Origin of the sequence: Vibrio sp. EA2 (assembly GCF_033042495.1) — a bacterium.
GTDB lineage: Bacteria > Pseudomonadota > Gammaproteobacteria > Enterobacterales > Vibrionaceae > Vibrio.
Genome location: NZ_JAWLID010000001.1, coordinates 908,208 through 925,317 on the forward strand (window position 1 = coordinate 908,208; position 17,110 = coordinate 925,317).

Here is a 17,110-nt window from a genome sequence, read left to right on the forward strand (position 1 = left end):
ATTCTAATCAAAAAAGAAAAACAAAGAGCCTCTGATAATCAGAGCAGTAGTAATGACTTGGTTTACCGTGTTTATTTTGGGTTTCGCCACATTCGATAACCACTTTTTCTCATGGCTTTGCCTAATAAATGTGCAGCAACAGATGCGGTGAGGAAAATAAACAACATGGTACCCACAGCGCGGGAAATCACCGTGGCATCAGGAATAGCGATGGCTACTGCCAAAAGCAATGATGCCACACCAACAGTACCCGCTTTTGTTGCCGCGTGCATACGAGTGTATAGATCTGGCATTCGAACGATTCCCAAGCTGGCGATAAGAAAAAATAAGGTGCCAATGCACAGCAATATACCAATGACCACTTCCATTACTCTCCCCCTTTTCTCTTTGCTATCATTCGAGCAAATGCGATTGTGCCGAGAAACGCCACCAAACCAAGTGTGATAGCAATATCTAACAACGTCTCTTGACCACTATCCAGGGTATAAACAGCAATAAATCCAATCGTGACAAACGAGATAAGATCAAGTGAGACGACTCTGTCTGCCAACGTGGGGCCCAGAACCAAACGTACCAACGCCATAACTACGCTTAGCAACAACCCACCATAAGCAAAGAAAATACTAAACTGCAGCCAGTTATCCACGCGTCACCTCCAATATCCGTTTCTCTAATCCACCTTTGATGTCTTGGATCACTTTCTCGTGTTCTGGAGCAAACATGGCATGCACTATAAGATGCTTTTTATCCGGTGTGATATCCAAACTTAACGTACCTGGCGTTAATGACACCATATTCGCAAGCAGTGTGATTTCTATATCCGACTTCGCATCGAGTGGTACGTAAATGATATCCGGTTCACTTAAATGGGTTGGCGTTAACACATCCCACATCACCTGAGCGGCAGACATGATCAACTCGAAACAGAAGTAGCTCACTAACCTTACCAGTGAGATGAAAACTTGAAAGTAACGACTTTTGATTCCGAATGGCTGGGTTAGCCTCAATACAAAGAACCCGGCCATAAAGCCAAATATAAAGTTGAGGCTGGTATAGGTGCCGTTTAAAAGCATCCATGCTACTGCGAGGAAGAGGTTGAGAAAAAAGTAAATCATTGCCCACCTCTCAATACGGCCTGAATATACTCTGTGGGATCTAGCAGTTGAAGCGCAGCCTGCACAGCAAATTGATAAAATGGCTCTGCAACCAGACCGATGATCAAACTCATCACCGTCAAGGTTACAATAGGAATGCAATATAAGTACGTGGTCGACCTGGTCATAATTTGCACGTCAACCTCACTTGTCTGCTTTTTCCAAAACACAGCATTCCAGATTTTGCTCATGGAAAAAACCGTTAACAATCCCACCAGCAAAGCCGTTCCTGCAAGCCAATAGCCCTCTGTTTGTATACTCGCTTTTATTACTAAGAACTTGCCCCAAAAGCCGGATAGTGGAGGAAAGCCAGCTAAAGAGAATGCTGTAACGAAAAATAACAAGGCCAGCCAGGGCATCGCTTTATATACACCACCTAATTGCTTAAGCTGACTGGTACCGTATTTACGCTCGACGAAGCCTCCAATTAAGAACAGGTTCGCCTTCACCAGAATATGATGAACGATATAAAAAATAGCCCCAGCCATCGCCAATGGCGTGTAAATGGCGAGCCCCATGATCATGTAACCAATCTGGCTGATGATATGAAATGAAAGGATTTTTTTTATGTCGTAGTGACTCGCCGCCCCTAAGACGCCCGTCAACATTGTCAAACTAGCTATCCACATCAACGTTGATTGCCAACCACTTTCTGCCAAAGGAAAAACCAACGTAAACACACGTATTAATGTGTATACGCCGACTTTAGTCAGTAAAGCAGCAAACAGGGCAACCACACCGCTCGGTAAGGTGTGGTAAGAGGCTGGAAGCCAGGAAAACAAAGGAAACAGTGCTGCTTTTATAGAAAAAGCAAATAAAAACAGACCAGCAAGTAAGGTTTTGGTGTCGGATGGTATCAAAGCCGCTTTAGCGTGAAGGTCTGCTAGGTTTAGCGTCCCGGTCACCCCGTATAACAAGCCTATCGCTAGCAGGAAAAATAACGTCGAGATCAGGTTCAATATCACGTATTTCACCGCACCATCAATCTGAGACTTGTTAGCATCCAAGACCATCAGGCCAAAGGAGGCAATAAGCATCACTTCAAACCAGACATAGAGATTGAAGATGTCACCAGTCAGAAATGCTCCGTAAACCCCTGCAAGTAAGACATGTATCAGCGCGTGATACGTCCCGTATGATGGTTTGTTTTGCAGATCACCAACCGCATAAAGCACACAGATGAGACCAATCACCGCCGTTACCATAACCATGGCAACCGTAAGTAAATCTGCAACAAACACAACGCCAAAAGGGGCGAGCCATTGGCCGAAAGCCACCGCAGCTGGCCCATGCTGTATTACATCTTGGGTCAGAAAAGCTGCGGCACACACCGTCAATAAAGCACTTGCGACACTAATTCGTTCAGCAAGACAGATTTTACGTTTCGCGATAAACACCGCGACAGCAGTCAGGAGTGAAATCACGATAGGTAAAGTTAGCCAGATCGTCGTCATTCCCCCTCCTCTTCCGACCGTCGCATGTCATCAACATCTGCTGATCCTGTTTCTGAATAAGCCCGATAGAACAACAGCAGCGCAAAAACCAGCAAACCAAAACCAATCACGATTGCCGTCAAAATCAGTGCCTGAGGTAACGGGTTAGCGGCGCCATCTGGTGGGAGTTGCGCGTTTGACTCAATCAGTGCGGGGATACCTATGGTTAAACGCCCGGCCGTCAATATGGCCAGATTCACAGCACTGCTTAATAAAATCAGCCCAAACAAGACTCTCAATATATGCCGCTCGAGTAACAGATAAATCCCTGCAGCAACAAACACCCCAACGACCAAACTCCACAGAACTTCCATCAGTCGAGCACCTCATTCACATGTAACAACACACCCATCACACCACCAATGACCGCAAAATAAATGCCCACATCAAATAGCAATGGTGTCCCAAGCGGCAGAATGTCCTTCCACCACAATCCGGTCAGGAATGGAAGATTGAGAGCTAAGCCTAATAGCCCTGCCATAAAGCTGAGTGAAATACCGAACATCGCAATACTTAATGGTGAAAAGTACAAACGGTCCCTTACGTACTTGGGCGACTCTGCATACATCATTAGCGCAAACCCTATCACCGCAATGAGTGCGCCAATAAACCCACCTCCCGGTTCGTTGTGCCCCCGCAACAGCAAATACAGAGAAAACAGCAACATCAATGTAAAGACAATGTGAGCCGTGGTAGAAAAGATCATTGAATGAACAGGAGGATGCTTGTGATTTGGGGTGGTAAATAAACTTGTCGCCGCAATGCCGGCCATCACGACCACAACCACCTCTCCTAACGTATCGATGGCACGAAAGTCCACCAGGATGACATTGACAATGTTCCGGCCATGGCCTTCTGGCAGACTATTTTGCATAAAGTAATCGGACAACATTGGGTCAAACGGTTGAGAGGTGATGTTGATGAGCGCAACACTCACAGACAGTCCGACTATCCCGGCGATAACCGCATGCAATAAGCGACGCCGTTTAGAGTGATCACGCACAGTGGTCAATTTCGGCATGTGGCGCATCAACAAGACCAAAAATACCACCATCAGGGTTTCGACTAACAACAAGGTCTTTGCGACATCGGGCGCGCTGTACAACATAAACACGAGTGTTGTCATAAACCCCACCACGCTAAGGGCTGACACCGATAACAAACGAGATTTGGAGAACGTACATACCGACACAGCTGCCACAAGTAACAGAGCAATCGTTATTTCGTAGAAGTTGATAGCAAACAGCTCGGTAAAACGAGCGACTGAGATATCTAATGGACGACTGAGCAACACGATGGCCAGAACGAGGCTAAAAATAAGCACATAATTGCTTAACCGTTTTTGCTGGAGCCATTGGGTTTGCCAGGTAGCCAAACGTATAACACCGTTAACAAGGTGATTAAACACTTGCTCCGCAGCCGGGACTATAAAGGCGCTTTTATACCACTTGGCAAATCGCTGCGAATACATCGCGTAAAGCGCCCACCCCAGAACTAAGGTCACAGCGCTCAATAACAACGGAAAGTTGACGCCGTGCCATAACTTAGTGGCCTCCGGATTCGATGTTGGAAGACTCGTTAAGACCCCGGGAATAATGACATGCTGATTAATCCAACCAAGCCCCAACACTGGCACAATCAATCCGCCGATTGACAGTATAAGCGGAGGAATCCATAAACCTTTGTCTGACTCGACTCCTTTCGCAGGGGTTGGCTCGTGATGAGATTGAGCAAAAAACGGTTTATAGATAAATGCAATCGTTACTGCCACCATGATTACATTAACAACGAGCAACAAACCAATCACCACACTGCTCACCTCAAGGCCCGATTTATACATATATTCTTTGCTCATGAAACCGAATAATGGTGGTACACCAGCTTTAGACAACGCCGCCAATGTCGCAGCTACCAAACTTAAAGAAAGTACGGCTTTCAGTCCGTTTAGCTTTGTTATATCTCTCGTTCCAGTTGCTTTATCAATGTTTCCGACCACCATGAACAGAGCGGCTTTATAAAATGAATGCGCCAGGATGAACAACAGTGCGGCGGTCAAAGCGAGCTCTGTTCCCATTCCAATTAACAAAACGAGCTTACCCAGTGCGACATTGGTACTGTAGGCAAGCATTAACTTTAAGTCCGTCTGCTTTAATGCCAACAAACCACACCAGATAGCCGTAAAACCGCCTGCAATGCTTAAAGTGTAAAACCAAATATCACTTTGCGAGTAAGCCGGAGAGAGTCTCGCGAGAAGATACACGCCCGCTTTTACCATGGTGGCGGAGTGCAGATAAGCGCTTACTGGCGTGGGGGCAGCCATCGCATTGGGCAACCAGAAATGAAATGGAAACTGCGCTGACTTGGTGAACACACCGAGGAAAATCAATATAAGGGAAGCTAAAAACCATTGGTGAGAGGCAATTTGCGTCGATTGTTGGACAATAACACTCAGCTCATAACTTCCGGCCATTTGTCCCAAAATAATCAAACCTGCTAATAGAGCTAACCCTCCAGCCCCTGTGGTCAAAAGCGACTGTAACGCCTTTTCACGTGACTCCTCTTTCTCATGATTAAAGCCGATCAGTAAATACGAGGTGATAGTCGTAAGTTCCCAAAAAACAAACATCAGCAGCACGTTGTTGCTGGCGACAATGCCTAACATAGAAAGCATGAACAACGTCAGATAGACATGGAAGGAAAAGCGCGCCGCATGGCTACGCATATAGGCAAGCGAATAGAATTGTATTAGTGCACCGATGCCGCAAATCAAACACACAAATAGGAATGACAAACCATCGAGACGAAAACTTAAATTGACATCAAGACCCGGAACCCAACTTCCCTGCCAACTCACTCCTTCGGGGCGATACCAACTCAAAACAAAGAGTAAGATAATTATCGGTAGCAAAGGAAAGATCATCAAAAGCGGCGTGCACTTTTTTGAGTTTTGACTTTGACTTCTGCCATTAACTTTGTTCAATGTCGCCATCCATACCTTCAATGCGTTCAACACAATCAAGTGGCTTGAATACTCACGACATAAACGTGTTCTCGACCTCTTAAAAGCCAACCGTTTGAGGATAGAATACAGTCCGAGCAAGACAGATGAACGGACTGTATGGTACTAAGCGATGAACAAAATTCATGAGCATCAAACTGCATCTTATCTACTTCAAAAGTAGACTTTAATTCCTAATAATTCGAACTACTTAGTGTCAGGGACAACGTAGCTACGCGTATCGCTGAATGTATTTGTATGATTTAGCGTTGCTGTAACCTCGTCCTGCGGTATGTTGAGCGGATCATAACAACAATCCCCAATATCATTTCTCGGACATACAAGAACGTGCGCACGTTCAACCATTTCAGTACGGCAAATGGGACAAAAAGCTTTCATATCACCCTCCTTTAAGCACTTAAAGCTTCGTGGTAAAAACGTAGACGTTAGTGACTCTCCTTGACGTTTTAATGAATATTGAGTTACTCAATCGGTGAAACAAATCCTTCAGGCTTCATCGCGACTAAAGAGCAACTAATGGATTGCAGGATATTTTCTGCAGTATTACCAATGACGAACCCAGAGATGCCGGTTCGGGCGAGTGTGCCCATAACAAGCACATCGATTTCGAGTTCATCAGCACTATCAGGAATCTGGCTGTCGGGTTTGCCGTGAAGAAGGTGGACCACTATTTCACCAGAAATACCGGATTCCTCGATAAGGCTTTGCAATGCTTGCTCATGTTTCACTTTTGCACGAGACACTTCATCAGCAAGTTCAGCTTCATCAACCTGGAACCAATCATTTTCTTGTAAATAGTTTTCTAAGTAGTATTCCCAGCAAGAAATAATATGCAGTCGGCTGTCACATGTGTCGGCGATTGAACGCGAGAGTTCTAATAATCGCAGTGACATCGCGTGTTGCTCGTCACTCGTTCTCATTGGATCAATCGCCACCGCAATTCGGCGTTTATTTCTCGGTTTGTTGATTGGTCGATGTAACCAAACCGCACAAGGGCATTTTCTCAGCAGCGTCATATCGAGCGCTTTAAAACCTTCTGAGCCTTCATCAATAGGCTCGGCCTCTTTGATGATCAAGTCATTATGGTGGGCTATGGCTTCTTTAATAATACAAACAGCTGGCTGCGCGCTGCTTTTCACTGCGAGAGGAAACGGCACTTGCTCTTTCGAGACCTCATATTCAAGACGCAAAGCTTCTACACGTTCCAGTAGAGAGTCATACAGAGACTTCTCATACGCCTGTTGATATTGAACCAAGTGGCTTGGGAAGTCTGGACAAGCAATAAGACCAGACACGTTAACGTGATCATTGGATGCGATTCTAATGGCTTGCCCTAACGCGTCACTATGTCCAGGAAGTCCTTGAGTCGCAAAAAGTATATTCTCAAACCGTTTCATACATGCCTCCTTGATTGATTAGATTTTAACCAATGGAAGTTTTTTTTCTAGCTCACGATTGTAACGACGAGTAAATATAAACATTCATTACACGTTGATCCTAGTACAGGCTTGTTTTTCATGCGTTACGATTTTTAGCAGAGAGAACATATCGTGAGGCCACTTAACAATGAGCAGAATATTCCAATCTACCGTCGCCCTGGGCAGCGACGAAGGAGCGTGATTCATGGTCTTCTATCAGAGCACTTTGTTACCAAAGGTATTTGTCAATATTCTCAGCGCGCTGATACTAGATTCCTAGTCTCGCTGAAGCTCGCTGGAATGACCCTCTAAGAGTCGTTAAGTGATTGGCCTTACAGGTAGTGACGAGGGATTAGATACGAAGGTTTTGCTTGAATTTCTGAGCCAGAAAAGCGCGCTTCAATATCGAGATGAACACAATGATCACTATACAATCATTTCTATGCCAAGTAACATGTGTCTCAGTAACTATTTCGGTAAATTTATTGCTTTCACCGAGCTCTTTTTTACGTTTACTCTCATTGGAGGTAAACGATTAAAAAGCTAAAACAGCCAATAAATTTATTAAAAGCAATCAGACAGAAAATCAAGATGTTTCAAGATAACCCGCTATTAGCCCAACTTAAGCAGCAAATGCAAGAAAACCTTCCTAAAAAAGAAGGTTCCATCAAAGCAACAGATAAAGGCTTTGGTTTCCTTGAAGTGGACAGCAAAACCAGCTTCTTCATTCCACCAGCGTACATGAAAAAGTGCATTCACGGCGACAAAGTGGTCGCGATTATTCGCACAGAGAATGAACGTGAAGTTGCAGAACCACAAGAGCTGCTAGAACAGTCACTTACGCGTTTTATTGGCCGTGTAAAAATGTTCAAAGGTAAGCTGAATGTTGTCCCTGACCACCCTCAACTGAAAAAGCTTTCTCTGAAAGCAAAACTGAAGAAAGGCCTAAAACCAGATAGCTTCAATGAAGGTGATTGGGTTGTCGCTCACCTTATTCGTCACCCTCTTAAAGGGGACAATACTTTCTTTGTCGAAATCTCAGAAAAAATCACTGATGCCGATGATAAAATCGCACCATGGTGGGTAACCTTGGCACAAAACGATCTTCCAAACTCTGAGCCTGCTGGTATTGAAAATTGGCAACTAAAAGACGACGCAGAATTAGAGCGCGTTGATCTGACTCACGTGCCATTCGTGACTATCGATGGTGAATCCACCAAAGATATGGACGACGCATTGCACGCGAAGAAAACAGAGTCTGGTGATTTTGAACTGACTATCGCGATTGCCGATCCTACTGCATACATTACTCCAGAAGATGAAATGGACAAAGTAGCTCGCGAACGCGGTTATACTATTTACTTGCCTGGTCGTAACATCCCAATGCTGCCTCGCGATCTTGCTGATGATCTCTGTTCTCTGATTGAAGGGGAAACTCGCCCTGCGCTTTGCTGTACTGTAACCGTAAGTAAAGATGGTGTGGTTGGTGACGACATCCACTTCTTTGCCGCGAACATTAAATCTCACGCTCGTCTTGCGTATGACCACGTGTCTGACTGGATTGAAAATGGCAGCTCTGAACAATGGCAGCCAACAGAAGATATCGCAACCATCGTACGCGATCTGTATGACTTCTCCCTTGCTCGTGCCGACTGGCGTGAAAAGAACGCTGTCGTATTCCCAGATCGTCCGGATTACCGTTTCGAACTGAGTGAAGACAATGATGTTATCGCCATCCATGCTGACATGCGTCGTAGCGCGAACCGTCTTGTTGAAGAGTCTATGATTACGGCGAATATCTGTGCTGGCCGCATTCTGCGCGAAAAGTTTGAAATGGGTGTGTTTAATACTCACTCAGGTTTGAAAGCTGAAAAAATCGAAGAAGTGGTTCAGTTAGTTGATCCTGAAGGCACACATGGCTTCACGGCTGACTCAATCGCGACACTGGAAGGCTTTGCAGCGTTGCGTCGCTGGTTGTCTACACAGGAAACTTCATACTTGGATAACCGCATTCGTAAATTCCAGGCGTACAGTGAAGTCGGCAATCAGCCTCTTCCTCACTACGCAATGGGTTTAGATATCTACGCGACCTGGACATCACCAATTCGTAAATACGGCGATATGATCAACCACCGTATGCTAAAAGCGGTTATTCTCGACAAAGAGCCGGTTCAAAAGCCTGATGATCAGGTTGGTGAAGAACTGGCACTACACCGTAAGCACCACAAAATCGCTGAGCGCAATGTGTCTGATTGGCTATACGCCCGCACCCTTGCCGGCGAGCCAAGCAAACAGACTCGCTACAACGGTGAGATTTTTGATATCAATCGTGCTGGTGCACGTGTTCGCCTGCTTGAAAACGGCGCAGCGGCATTTATTCCTGGCTCACTGATTGTTGACAATAAAGAACGCATTGAGTGTAACGGTGACAACGGCACGATCTCTATCGATAAAGAAGTGGTGTACAAACTGGGTGATACGCTGGAAGTGGTCTTGGCCGATGTAAACCAAGAAAACCGCAGTTTAGTTGCGAAACCGACCCAGGTATTCGCTGAGCCACCAAAAGCACAAACAGAACAGACTGTTAGTGAATAAATAAAATAAAAACACAAAAGGCGCTTTCAAAGCGCCTTTTTTATTGCTCACTTAACATGGTATTACAGCCTACTCCCAGAAACACGCTTTAGGATCGCTTTCTAATTCCCCTAGCAACGCTTCGAGAGACTCACTATATGGTAGGGTTTCATATGGCACCCATTTCAACTCACCGGTTCGATAACTCGGTACATAAAAACGCCAAAGCTGCTTTTGCACATCAAACATAATCTTAGCCACTGGCGACGTATATTCGCTATGCTGGGAGTCTAGCAGGAAATGGGCACGATGAAGCTCTACACCGTTTTCCACAGGCTCATATAGGCATTTGCCCTGCTCGACGGGTAAATTAGCATTCCGAACAGAGCAGAGCGAATGAACGAGTTTGTATAAACGACTGGTTGCCATTTGAGACACTGACATGAAAGATCTCCTGATAGGTAGTTCTTAGTATACACCCTACCACTATTAAAAGCGGTACTGTCAACCTATGTGTTGCTCAACTTGTGAGTGGATGACATCTGATACTCCCAAAAATAAAGTTTCTTTAAAAGAAGGTGTTTCCCTGCCTAAGGGCTTCCTAGTTCACAAAAGTGTAACCTCAGCGAAATATCATATGCGCTGCTATATACCATTTTTTGGAGTTTAATATGTTACGTTTTACTGTGGCGACTCTGCTAGCCATGGCCATCGCTCTTCCTTCCGCTATGGCGAAAGAAGTGAATATCTCTGGCTCAACCTCCGTTGCTCGTGTTATGGATGTACTTGCCGAGAAATATAATAAAACACACCCAGACGATTATATTGCTGTCCAAGGCATTGGCTCGAGTGCAGGCATCACCATGGTGAACAAAGGTGTGGTTAAAATTGGGATGAGCTCCCGATACCTGACAGAAAGCGAAAAAGGAGAAGATCTTAACGTTATCCCTATCGCTTACGATGGTTTGGCTATTGTCGTAAACCGTGCGAACTCTGTAGATAACCTTTCTCAACAGCAATTGTTTGATATATACAAAGGTAAGGTTACGAACTGGAAAGAAGTGGGTGGTGATGATCAGCCTATCGCGGTTGTAACTCGTGAAGCGTCTTCAGGCTCACGCTACAGTTTTGAAAGCCTATTGGGTCTCACCACAATCGTTAATGATCGCTTAGTCTCTGATATCAGCCCTAACAACCTGGTAGTAAACAGCAACAGTATGGTGAAAACGATCGTAAACCATAACACGCGTGCGATTGGCTTTATCTCAGTGGGTTCGGTTGATCGCTCGGTAAAACCTATCCAGTTTGAAGGTACTGAACCGACCTCAGAAAACATCGCGAACCACAAATATACGTTAGCAAGACCTTTCTTGGTTCTGTATAAAGTGGGTTCACTGGACAAAGCAGGAAAAGACTTCGTGGCATTCTTAAAATCAGAAGAAGGCCAAAAGGCGGTAGAGGAATATGGCTATACGCCAGTGAAAAAGTTTGATCAATAAATAGAAAAAGAGAGCACATACGATGCTCTCTTTTTTTAATTTATTCCGTCGTTTAGAAATGCAGTTGGATAACAGAAACGACAACCGCTCCCGGACGACGTATACCTTCAATTTCCACTTTGATTTCACGCTCAACCTCAAGACCTTTCTTAATTGGCGTTACTTTGGTCAGTGTACTTACAGCTCGAACGTTATTACCCGCTTTTACTGGGTAAGGGAAACGAACTTGATTCAGCCCTAGATTGACAACGAGCTTCGCTGTTGGGAACAATGGCTTGTCTGGATCAACCGAATCTGTCAGCTTTGGCAACAACGCTAAGGTTAAGAAACCATGAGCAATCGTCGTCTTGAATGGTGACTCTGCAGATGCACGCTCAGGATCGGTATGAATCCATTGCATATCTTCCGTTACCGCACCAAACTGATTAATACGGTCTTGAGATACATGTACCCACTCTCCCACGTGGATGACTTCACCAATTTTCTCACCAAGCTCTTGGTACAACTTTTGAGCTTCTGGTGCCATGACGATAGGCGCTGGTTGTGGCGCAACTTCTTCATTAATCGCAGGCTGCTGGTAGTCGCGTACTTTTGAGAACAGGAGACTGTGCTGAGCTTTATCCAAAAAGTCACTCCAATAGTCGCGTAGCGTTGGAGACATCCAATTCATAAACTCGGATTGATGTGCAGATATCGCATCAACTTTGTCTTTAAATAGATTTGTGACCTTCATAAACACCCTTAGAAATTTAAGCACAACTGGCTATACCAGTTAATTTTGAATTAGTTCACAAACTGATGCAAACACTTTCGGGCGAACACATGTATTCTCAAAGTAGATTATTTCTTTATTTTCAGAAAGATATCAATAAAACACCATTTTATTGAGTGGTCAGGAGATAAAGTAAAAACTCTATAAAATGCCCTGTTTTAATAGAATTTTCTAAGCCACTCCCTATCACAGCATAGACCTATGATTACAAAACGACCAAACAGTTCTTTTTCGTGAGTTCAAGGCTTTACAAGCTTCAACGCTCTCACTATTATACGACCCACACGGAGAGATGGCTGAGTGGTTGAAAGCACCGGTCTTGAAAACCGGCATACGTTAATAGCGTATCTAGGGTTCAAATCCCTATCTCTCCGCCACTATTCATAGAAAGAAGCCGCTGATTTATCAGCGGTTTTTTCGTTTCAGGGCACCTAGTTTGGCTACAGTGAGTCAATCAGTTGAGTCAATGTATCTATTCAAAAACCGCTACTCTGTTTACTTTGTCAGACTTTGTACCCCAAAGACCTTAGTCAAACTCAGCTATCCATTCGATTTTAAGTTCAGCCTCAAGACCAAAATTCGCGCCATTGCGATTAGGCGAAGCCAACCAATCATCATAAAAGTTCTTGAGTCCCTAGATAAGGTTGATCCAGATAGGGATTGCCACAAGAAAGTGCGCTCAGAGATTGTTTCCACCGTTAATGCCTTGCGAGCTTCGTTTACTGATGAGGGAACGCACTACTCTCCCTCGATTTTTCAAAGTGGAACTAGCGAACCAAAAGCGATAAGAAATAACTTTGCCCAAGGCTACAAGTGGCAGCAGGACTTCATCGCCTCTAAACAACAACAGAGAATTACCAACCTTACGGTACATCAATTAAACCAAAGGACGCGCTACTTCCTTGATCATCTAAAAAAGAAAAAACTAAGCATTATGAAAGCCTCCTCTTCAGACTGAATGGCGTTTGCTGACCACTTACATATGTGGAGAAAGAGCTCAAAAACAAAACCATTTCTAATCGCCTGATAGTATCTTGAAGTCTGGGGCTTATTGCATCCTCCATCAGTGGCTATGTGTTTTTTTGTCCGCAGTGACGTTATGTATTGAGGGAGCTTTATGATAGCAGCGCCGGACTAATGTCTCCTGCCGTCGTTCTCAATCGCCAAAACTCGGATTTTGACATCCTTGGAGGATCGTTTAACCAGCTATTTTGTACTTAACTGATCGGTATTAGGTCTTATACGCCGCCTTTTATTTGAATCAGTGAGCTTATACCTTATCCCTAATCAAAATTAACAGCGCATTTTTCATTTCACTCGCCGTTGGTACTACCCAATTTATGCCGCTGTAGGTTAATTCACCGCGCGGGAATTGGTGATAACTTGCTTCGGCTGTGGCACCTACTCTGATATCCAAAGGAACACGCTCGTCCGCAAGATTCAAACGCTCTGACTCCCAAACATCAATTGAACCAATCAGGGCATCAATTTCTGCGTAGAGGTAGCCATCCAGTGAGACAAACACCACGGGTTGTACAACCGCATCAAGTTCGCCGGTTACCGCAAAACCCTCGCTCACATTCCATGAGGGATGAACAACGAGATCGACATTGCCATCAAGTTCGGCTCCTACGGTTAGTACAATACGACCACCGCCTCTGAGCACGAGAACACGAGCGGATAAGCCGAGCTCTAGTGCGCCCGAAATTCCCGCCTGGGCATCCATGTGCAATCTGGCGTTGCCGTCTACGCGTGTCGCTTGCGGGTTATCAAACTCATAGTAAACAGCAAGCACTACATCGGTGAGTATCAGTGGGCTGGTATGTATGTAGGCATTAAGTTCACCGGATAAATCCAATGCCACATCGGCTACGCCGGCGCTAACCAAGGGAATATTCACGTCAAAACCGGGTCTTCTTGCTCTTGGTACTTCTAAATCTGGCGTTTGTTCATCCGTTAATATTTCAATGTCTTCGGTAACTTCAACACTACCGACAATACTGATGCTGCCCTCCCGGTCGAAGGTAACACCCGCACTGGCTTCCAGCCAAGGGGTGAGTTGCAAGCTAATATCACCACTACCATAGAAAACAAGTAGTTCTGTTGACTGGCCTTCAATCGGGTCGCCATTTTCATCGACTGCCTGATTAGTCACACCTAGAGTGACCGTGCCAGTGGCGATATCTCGTTCAAATTCCACGTTTTCCACACTCGCGGTAAATATACCATCTTGAATTTGCCCTGTTAGTGTTGTGCTGTTGAGACCCGGAATGCGCGTAGTATCTAGCTCGGCTTCAATTGATGCACCAAGGCTCCACGCCCCCGCTTCATTCTTACTGATAGAGGTGCCTAAAGTGGCTGATTGAAGTCCTGGGATGGCACTGGTTAAACCAACTTCAGCACCTAACGAGAAACCGTCAGTGGCAGTATGCCTGAAATTTAGCGTGCCACTTTCTAACCAAGGATAGGTAAACTCAATATTGCCATCGCCACTGAGTACATCTTCAGCCCAGCCTACTGTCAATTGGGCGCTGCTAATGCCAGAAATAACGCCCTGCTCAATGCCTACCTGGCCGCCAAAACTCCATTGTTCATTTTGATAGCCAACCTCTAATTGTGCAGGATTAAACAGGTCGGATTCAAACTCAAACAGGCCCGTTGCACTAAATCCTTGCTCTTGATTCAAGCCCGCAGTTATCTCTCCGGTGCCGACATTGTCGATACCAAAGTTCACATTGCCGTTAAGACCCCAGCCAGTTCCTGAACCATAAGAAGCGACCAGCGTACACTCACTGATGTTGAATGGCGCTGGCACATTGATATCTTCAGCGGTAAATTCTTTAAAGGCGGTAAGTTCGCGATTGGCCAGCCTTAAACCAATTTGCGTGCTGTCGGCAAAGAAGGGAAGCGATACATTAATATTACCCGTCGCAACTATGCCCTGATCACCATAGATATCAATTTGATCCCACTCAATTGGGCTAAAGTACTTAGCTTTAAAATTATTAATGGTACTTCTTAGCGTATCTGGAAGCGCGCCTCCATACCTTGCACCAATAAAGCGGCTAAGTGGAATATCCGTTGGCTCGGTGGTTTTGAATACAGGGTTTTGCTGCGAAATATGTACTCGTAAATAGCCAAAGTCGCTACTGTCAGTTTCTTCTTCTGGGTCAGTTTTAAAGTACTTGTGGGTGATGACGAGCGGATCCAGCCAATACCTTTCACTTCGTAGTCGCGACGGCACAGTTTGTTCTTCTGTCGTGTTGCCAGTCCAGCTAAACGCCTTGCTCACGCCACCACTTGGGCGCGAGAACACCCGAACTAGCCCTGGACCACCAATTTTTGTTGGATCAGCCGCCGCCACAGAATTAAGATGTTCACCCGCTTCTATCTCGGCTCTTGTCCAATAATCTGGACGTGTTACAGAAGGAGCCCCAGACCCTTTTACTTGTTCAAAAACCAGCGTGAAGTTTTCTTTTATATCGCTAACGGAGTCGCCGTAATCAGAATTGGTTGCGCGAATAAAGCCATTGATTTTTTTAACAATATTATCGCGAATAATCCTACCCGATTCTTGGTTTTTAACACCGTCTAACAATTCCATATTTTCCATATCGTTGCCTCGTGAGTCATGTGGCCAATTAGCCAGTTGGAGCTCAACAATATGGTCTACATGAAAGAACTTAGGCGTGGCAGTACGACCTTTACCACCCCAGGTGGGGATCCTGAATTCCGAGGCCAAGTTTTCTAACGTTCCGCTGTAATAGCGATTTTGTCTGTCAGAGTTTCTCACTTCAAACACATGGGTATTCCCCTCTGGCATTTCGCCCGCATTTGCCGTTCTAATCTTTTCTTCTAAGGCAGTTTGGATATTAGTGGCACTCACCTGAGTCAGCCATTTTGAACGCTGCTCTGGATTATTGTCGCCGGTGCGATCTACGCGCCGTCCCCGCCCTCGTTTTAAAGGCGAAAGAGCTTGGTAACGCGCTGCACGATGGTCACGATTTTTAAAGCGCGGGATCTTCAATTCCGACCACGTAATAGTTGGATTAGTGGCGTCACTTCTATCAACCAACCCAGAATTTTTATTGCCCGCTACATCTGGAATAACTTCTTCGGCTGTATCGTCCTCAGCTTTTTGAATTTGCGGGCTGCCCGGGCTCGATGAAGAAGCAGCACCCTGTTGTACAACGTGAGTCAGTTCGTGGGCTAAAAGGTGTTTGCCACTTTGGCTATTGGGGACGTATTGCCCTTTTGCAAACACCACATGATTACCGTAGGTAAAGGCTTTAGCCCCCATGGATTTGGCAAGGTCGTGTGCGTTGGCATCGTTGTGAATACGAGTATTACTAAAGTCATAACCCATTCGTGATTCAAAGTAATCGCGGTTTTCCAGTGAGCTACCACCACTTTGTAGAGCGCGAATCCGTTGCGCGATGCCAGTATTTGCTTCAGGAGCCTGATTGTCATTCGCTTTTGACGCGACAGCCGAATTGCCCCGACTACGCTGCGATGCTGCACTCACGGCGTGAATTGAATCTTTGCGCACACCCGCGAGCACTTGATTAGCAATGTTGTCCGCTTCTTTTTCGTACGGGTCTTCAGCCTGTGCCCTGGCCCCTTTGGCTTGCGCGCCACTGACCAGTTGTAATGTGTCGTCTTCTTCGTCCGTCTTTTTTCTTTGCACAGGGGCATCTAGCTCTTCTTCTGCAACTGCTCGTTTTGTTTGAACAATAGGTGAACTTGCATTCGCAGCAATAATCGAGCTGACGGTATCAGACTGTTTACGTGACTCAGCGCTACGTTGTTGTCGCCCAATGGTAGGCGTTTTATCTTGTGTTTTATTGGCGTGCATTTGGCTGTTCATAGCGCAAACCACTTTTCTTTAGGCAATAAAAAAGCGAGCCATCTGCTGCCCCGCTCTATAAATTGTGATCTTGAATCACAATACTTGTTCAAGGGTGTTGAACCCTCTACCGACTCCGTTAAATACATGCTTAAACTAAACCGAACCATTGTTCTGTCTTGTCTTACACAACCCATTGCCGATATGCCTGCACCAACAGGTCTGGCGCGAATTTTAAGTGTAGTACAACAACCCAAAAGTTGCGTTATAAATAGGCGAGTTTGCTGCAAATTACATAGCATATATTGATTGTCTGGCTGCATGCTTCCACTCCC

General features: G+C 45.3%; 13 protein-coding genes and 1 tRNA gene. 4 read left to right on the plus strand and 10 right to left on the minus strand.

The annotated features are described in order from the left end of the window. Nucleotides 1-71: 71 nt before the first annotated feature. From mnhG to RXX31_RS04040, 7 genes are all read right to left on the minus strand, one after another. The gene (gene mnhG, locus RXX31_RS04005) at nt 72-368 is read right to left on the minus strand and encodes a monovalent cation/H(+) antiporter subunit G (protein WP_317587804.1); all 297 of its coding nucleotides are present in this window, start codon (nt 366-368) and stop codon (nt 72-74) included. After that, nucleotides 368-646, minus strand: a complete 279-nt coding sequence (locus RXX31_RS04010) for a cation:proton antiporter (protein WP_065298408.1) — start codon at nt 644-646, stop codon at nt 368-370. The genes mnhG and RXX31_RS04010 overlap by 1 nt, the downstream gene beginning before the upstream one ends. Continuing rightward, nucleotides 639-1,115: a Na+/H+ antiporter subunit E gene (locus RXX31_RS04015; RefSeq protein WP_317587805.1), complete on the minus strand. Its 477-nt coding sequence runs from the start codon at nt 1,113-1,115 to the stop codon at nt 639-641. Before RXX31_RS04015 ends, RXX31_RS04010 begins: the two co-directional genes overlap by 8 nt. Beyond that, entirely contained in the window at nt 1,112-2,608 is a 1,497-nt protein-coding gene (locus tag RXX31_RS04020; protein ID WP_317587806.1) for a proton-conducting transporter membrane subunit, read from the minus strand. The genes RXX31_RS04015 and RXX31_RS04020 overlap by 4 nt, the downstream gene beginning before the upstream one ends. Next, nucleotides 2,605-2,961 carry a Na+/H+ antiporter subunit C gene (locus tag RXX31_RS04025; RefSeq protein ID WP_317587807.1) on the minus strand — a complete coding sequence of 119 codons (357 nt, stop codon included), beginning with the start codon at nt 2,959-2,961 and terminating at the stop codon, nt 2,605-2,607. Before RXX31_RS04025 ends, RXX31_RS04020 begins: the two co-directional genes overlap by 4 nt. Beyond that, nucleotides 2,961-5,567: a hydrogen gas-evolving membrane-bound hydrogenase subunit E gene (gene mbhE, locus RXX31_RS04030; RefSeq protein WP_317587885.1), complete on the minus strand. Its 2,607-nt coding sequence runs from the start codon at nt 5,565-5,567 to the stop codon at nt 2,961-2,963. The genes RXX31_RS04025 and mbhE overlap by 1 nt, the downstream gene beginning before the upstream one ends. Before the next feature lie 560 nt (nt 5,568-6,127). After that, nucleotides 6,128-7,063 carry a universal stress protein gene (locus RXX31_RS04040; RefSeq protein ID WP_317587809.1) on the minus strand — a complete coding sequence of 312 codons (936 nt, stop codon included), beginning with the start codon at nt 7,061-7,063 and terminating at the stop codon, nt 6,128-6,130. Between the two features lie 612 nt (nt 7,064-7,675). On the opposite strand from RXX31_RS04040, the gene rnb reads away from it, so the two are divergent. Next, nucleotides 7,676-9,679, plus strand: a complete 2,004-nt coding sequence (gene rnb / locus RXX31_RS04045; RefSeq protein ID WP_317587810.1) for an exoribonuclease II — start codon at nt 7,676-7,678, stop codon at nt 9,677-9,679. 69 nt (nt 9,680-9,748) lie between these two features. Here the strand turns inward: rnb and RXX31_RS04050 are convergent, their stop codons facing one another. Then, the gene (locus tag RXX31_RS04050) at nt 9,749-10,102 is read right to left on the minus strand and encodes a DUF3024 domain-containing protein (protein ID WP_317587811.1); all 354 of its coding nucleotides are present in this window, start codon (nt 10,100-10,102) and stop codon (nt 9,749-9,751) included. Nucleotides 10,103-10,329: 227 nt separating this feature from the next. Here RXX31_RS04050 and RXX31_RS04055 point away from each other — a divergent pair, with 227 nt between their 5' ends. Beyond that, on the plus strand, nt 10,330-11,157 hold the full coding sequence (locus tag RXX31_RS04055) for a phosphate ABC transporter substrate-binding protein (protein WP_317587812.1): 828 nt from the start codon (nt 10,330-10,332) through the stop codon (nt 11,155-11,157). Between the two features lie 52 nt (nt 11,158-11,209). Here the strand turns inward: RXX31_RS04055 and RXX31_RS04060 are convergent, their stop codons facing one another. Next, nucleotides 11,210-11,890, minus strand: coding sequence for a MaoC family dehydratase (locus tag RXX31_RS04060; protein WP_317587813.1), 681 nt, complete (start codon nt 11,888-11,890; stop codon nt 11,210-11,212). Nucleotides 11,891-12,215: 325 nt separating this feature from the next. On the opposite strand from RXX31_RS04060, the gene RXX31_RS04065 reads away from it, so the two are divergent. After that, a tRNA-Ser gene (locus RXX31_RS04065) sits at nt 12,216-12,306 on the plus strand. A gap of 89 nt (nt 12,307-12,395) precedes the next feature. Next, nucleotides 12,396-12,887: a hypothetical protein gene (locus RXX31_RS04070; RefSeq protein WP_317587814.1), complete on the plus strand. Its 492-nt coding sequence runs from the start codon at nt 12,396-12,398 to the stop codon at nt 12,885-12,887. A gap of 312 nt (nt 12,888-13,199) precedes the next feature. Here the strand turns inward: RXX31_RS04070 and RXX31_RS04075 are convergent, their stop codons facing one another. After that, nucleotides 13,200-16,796 (minus strand): DUF4157 domain-containing protein, encoded by a 3,597-nt coding sequence (locus tag RXX31_RS04075; RefSeq protein ID WP_317587815.1) that lies wholly within the window; start codon nt 16,794-16,796, stop codon nt 13,200-13,202. Between the last annotated feature and the right edge of the window lie 314 nt (nt 16,797-17,110).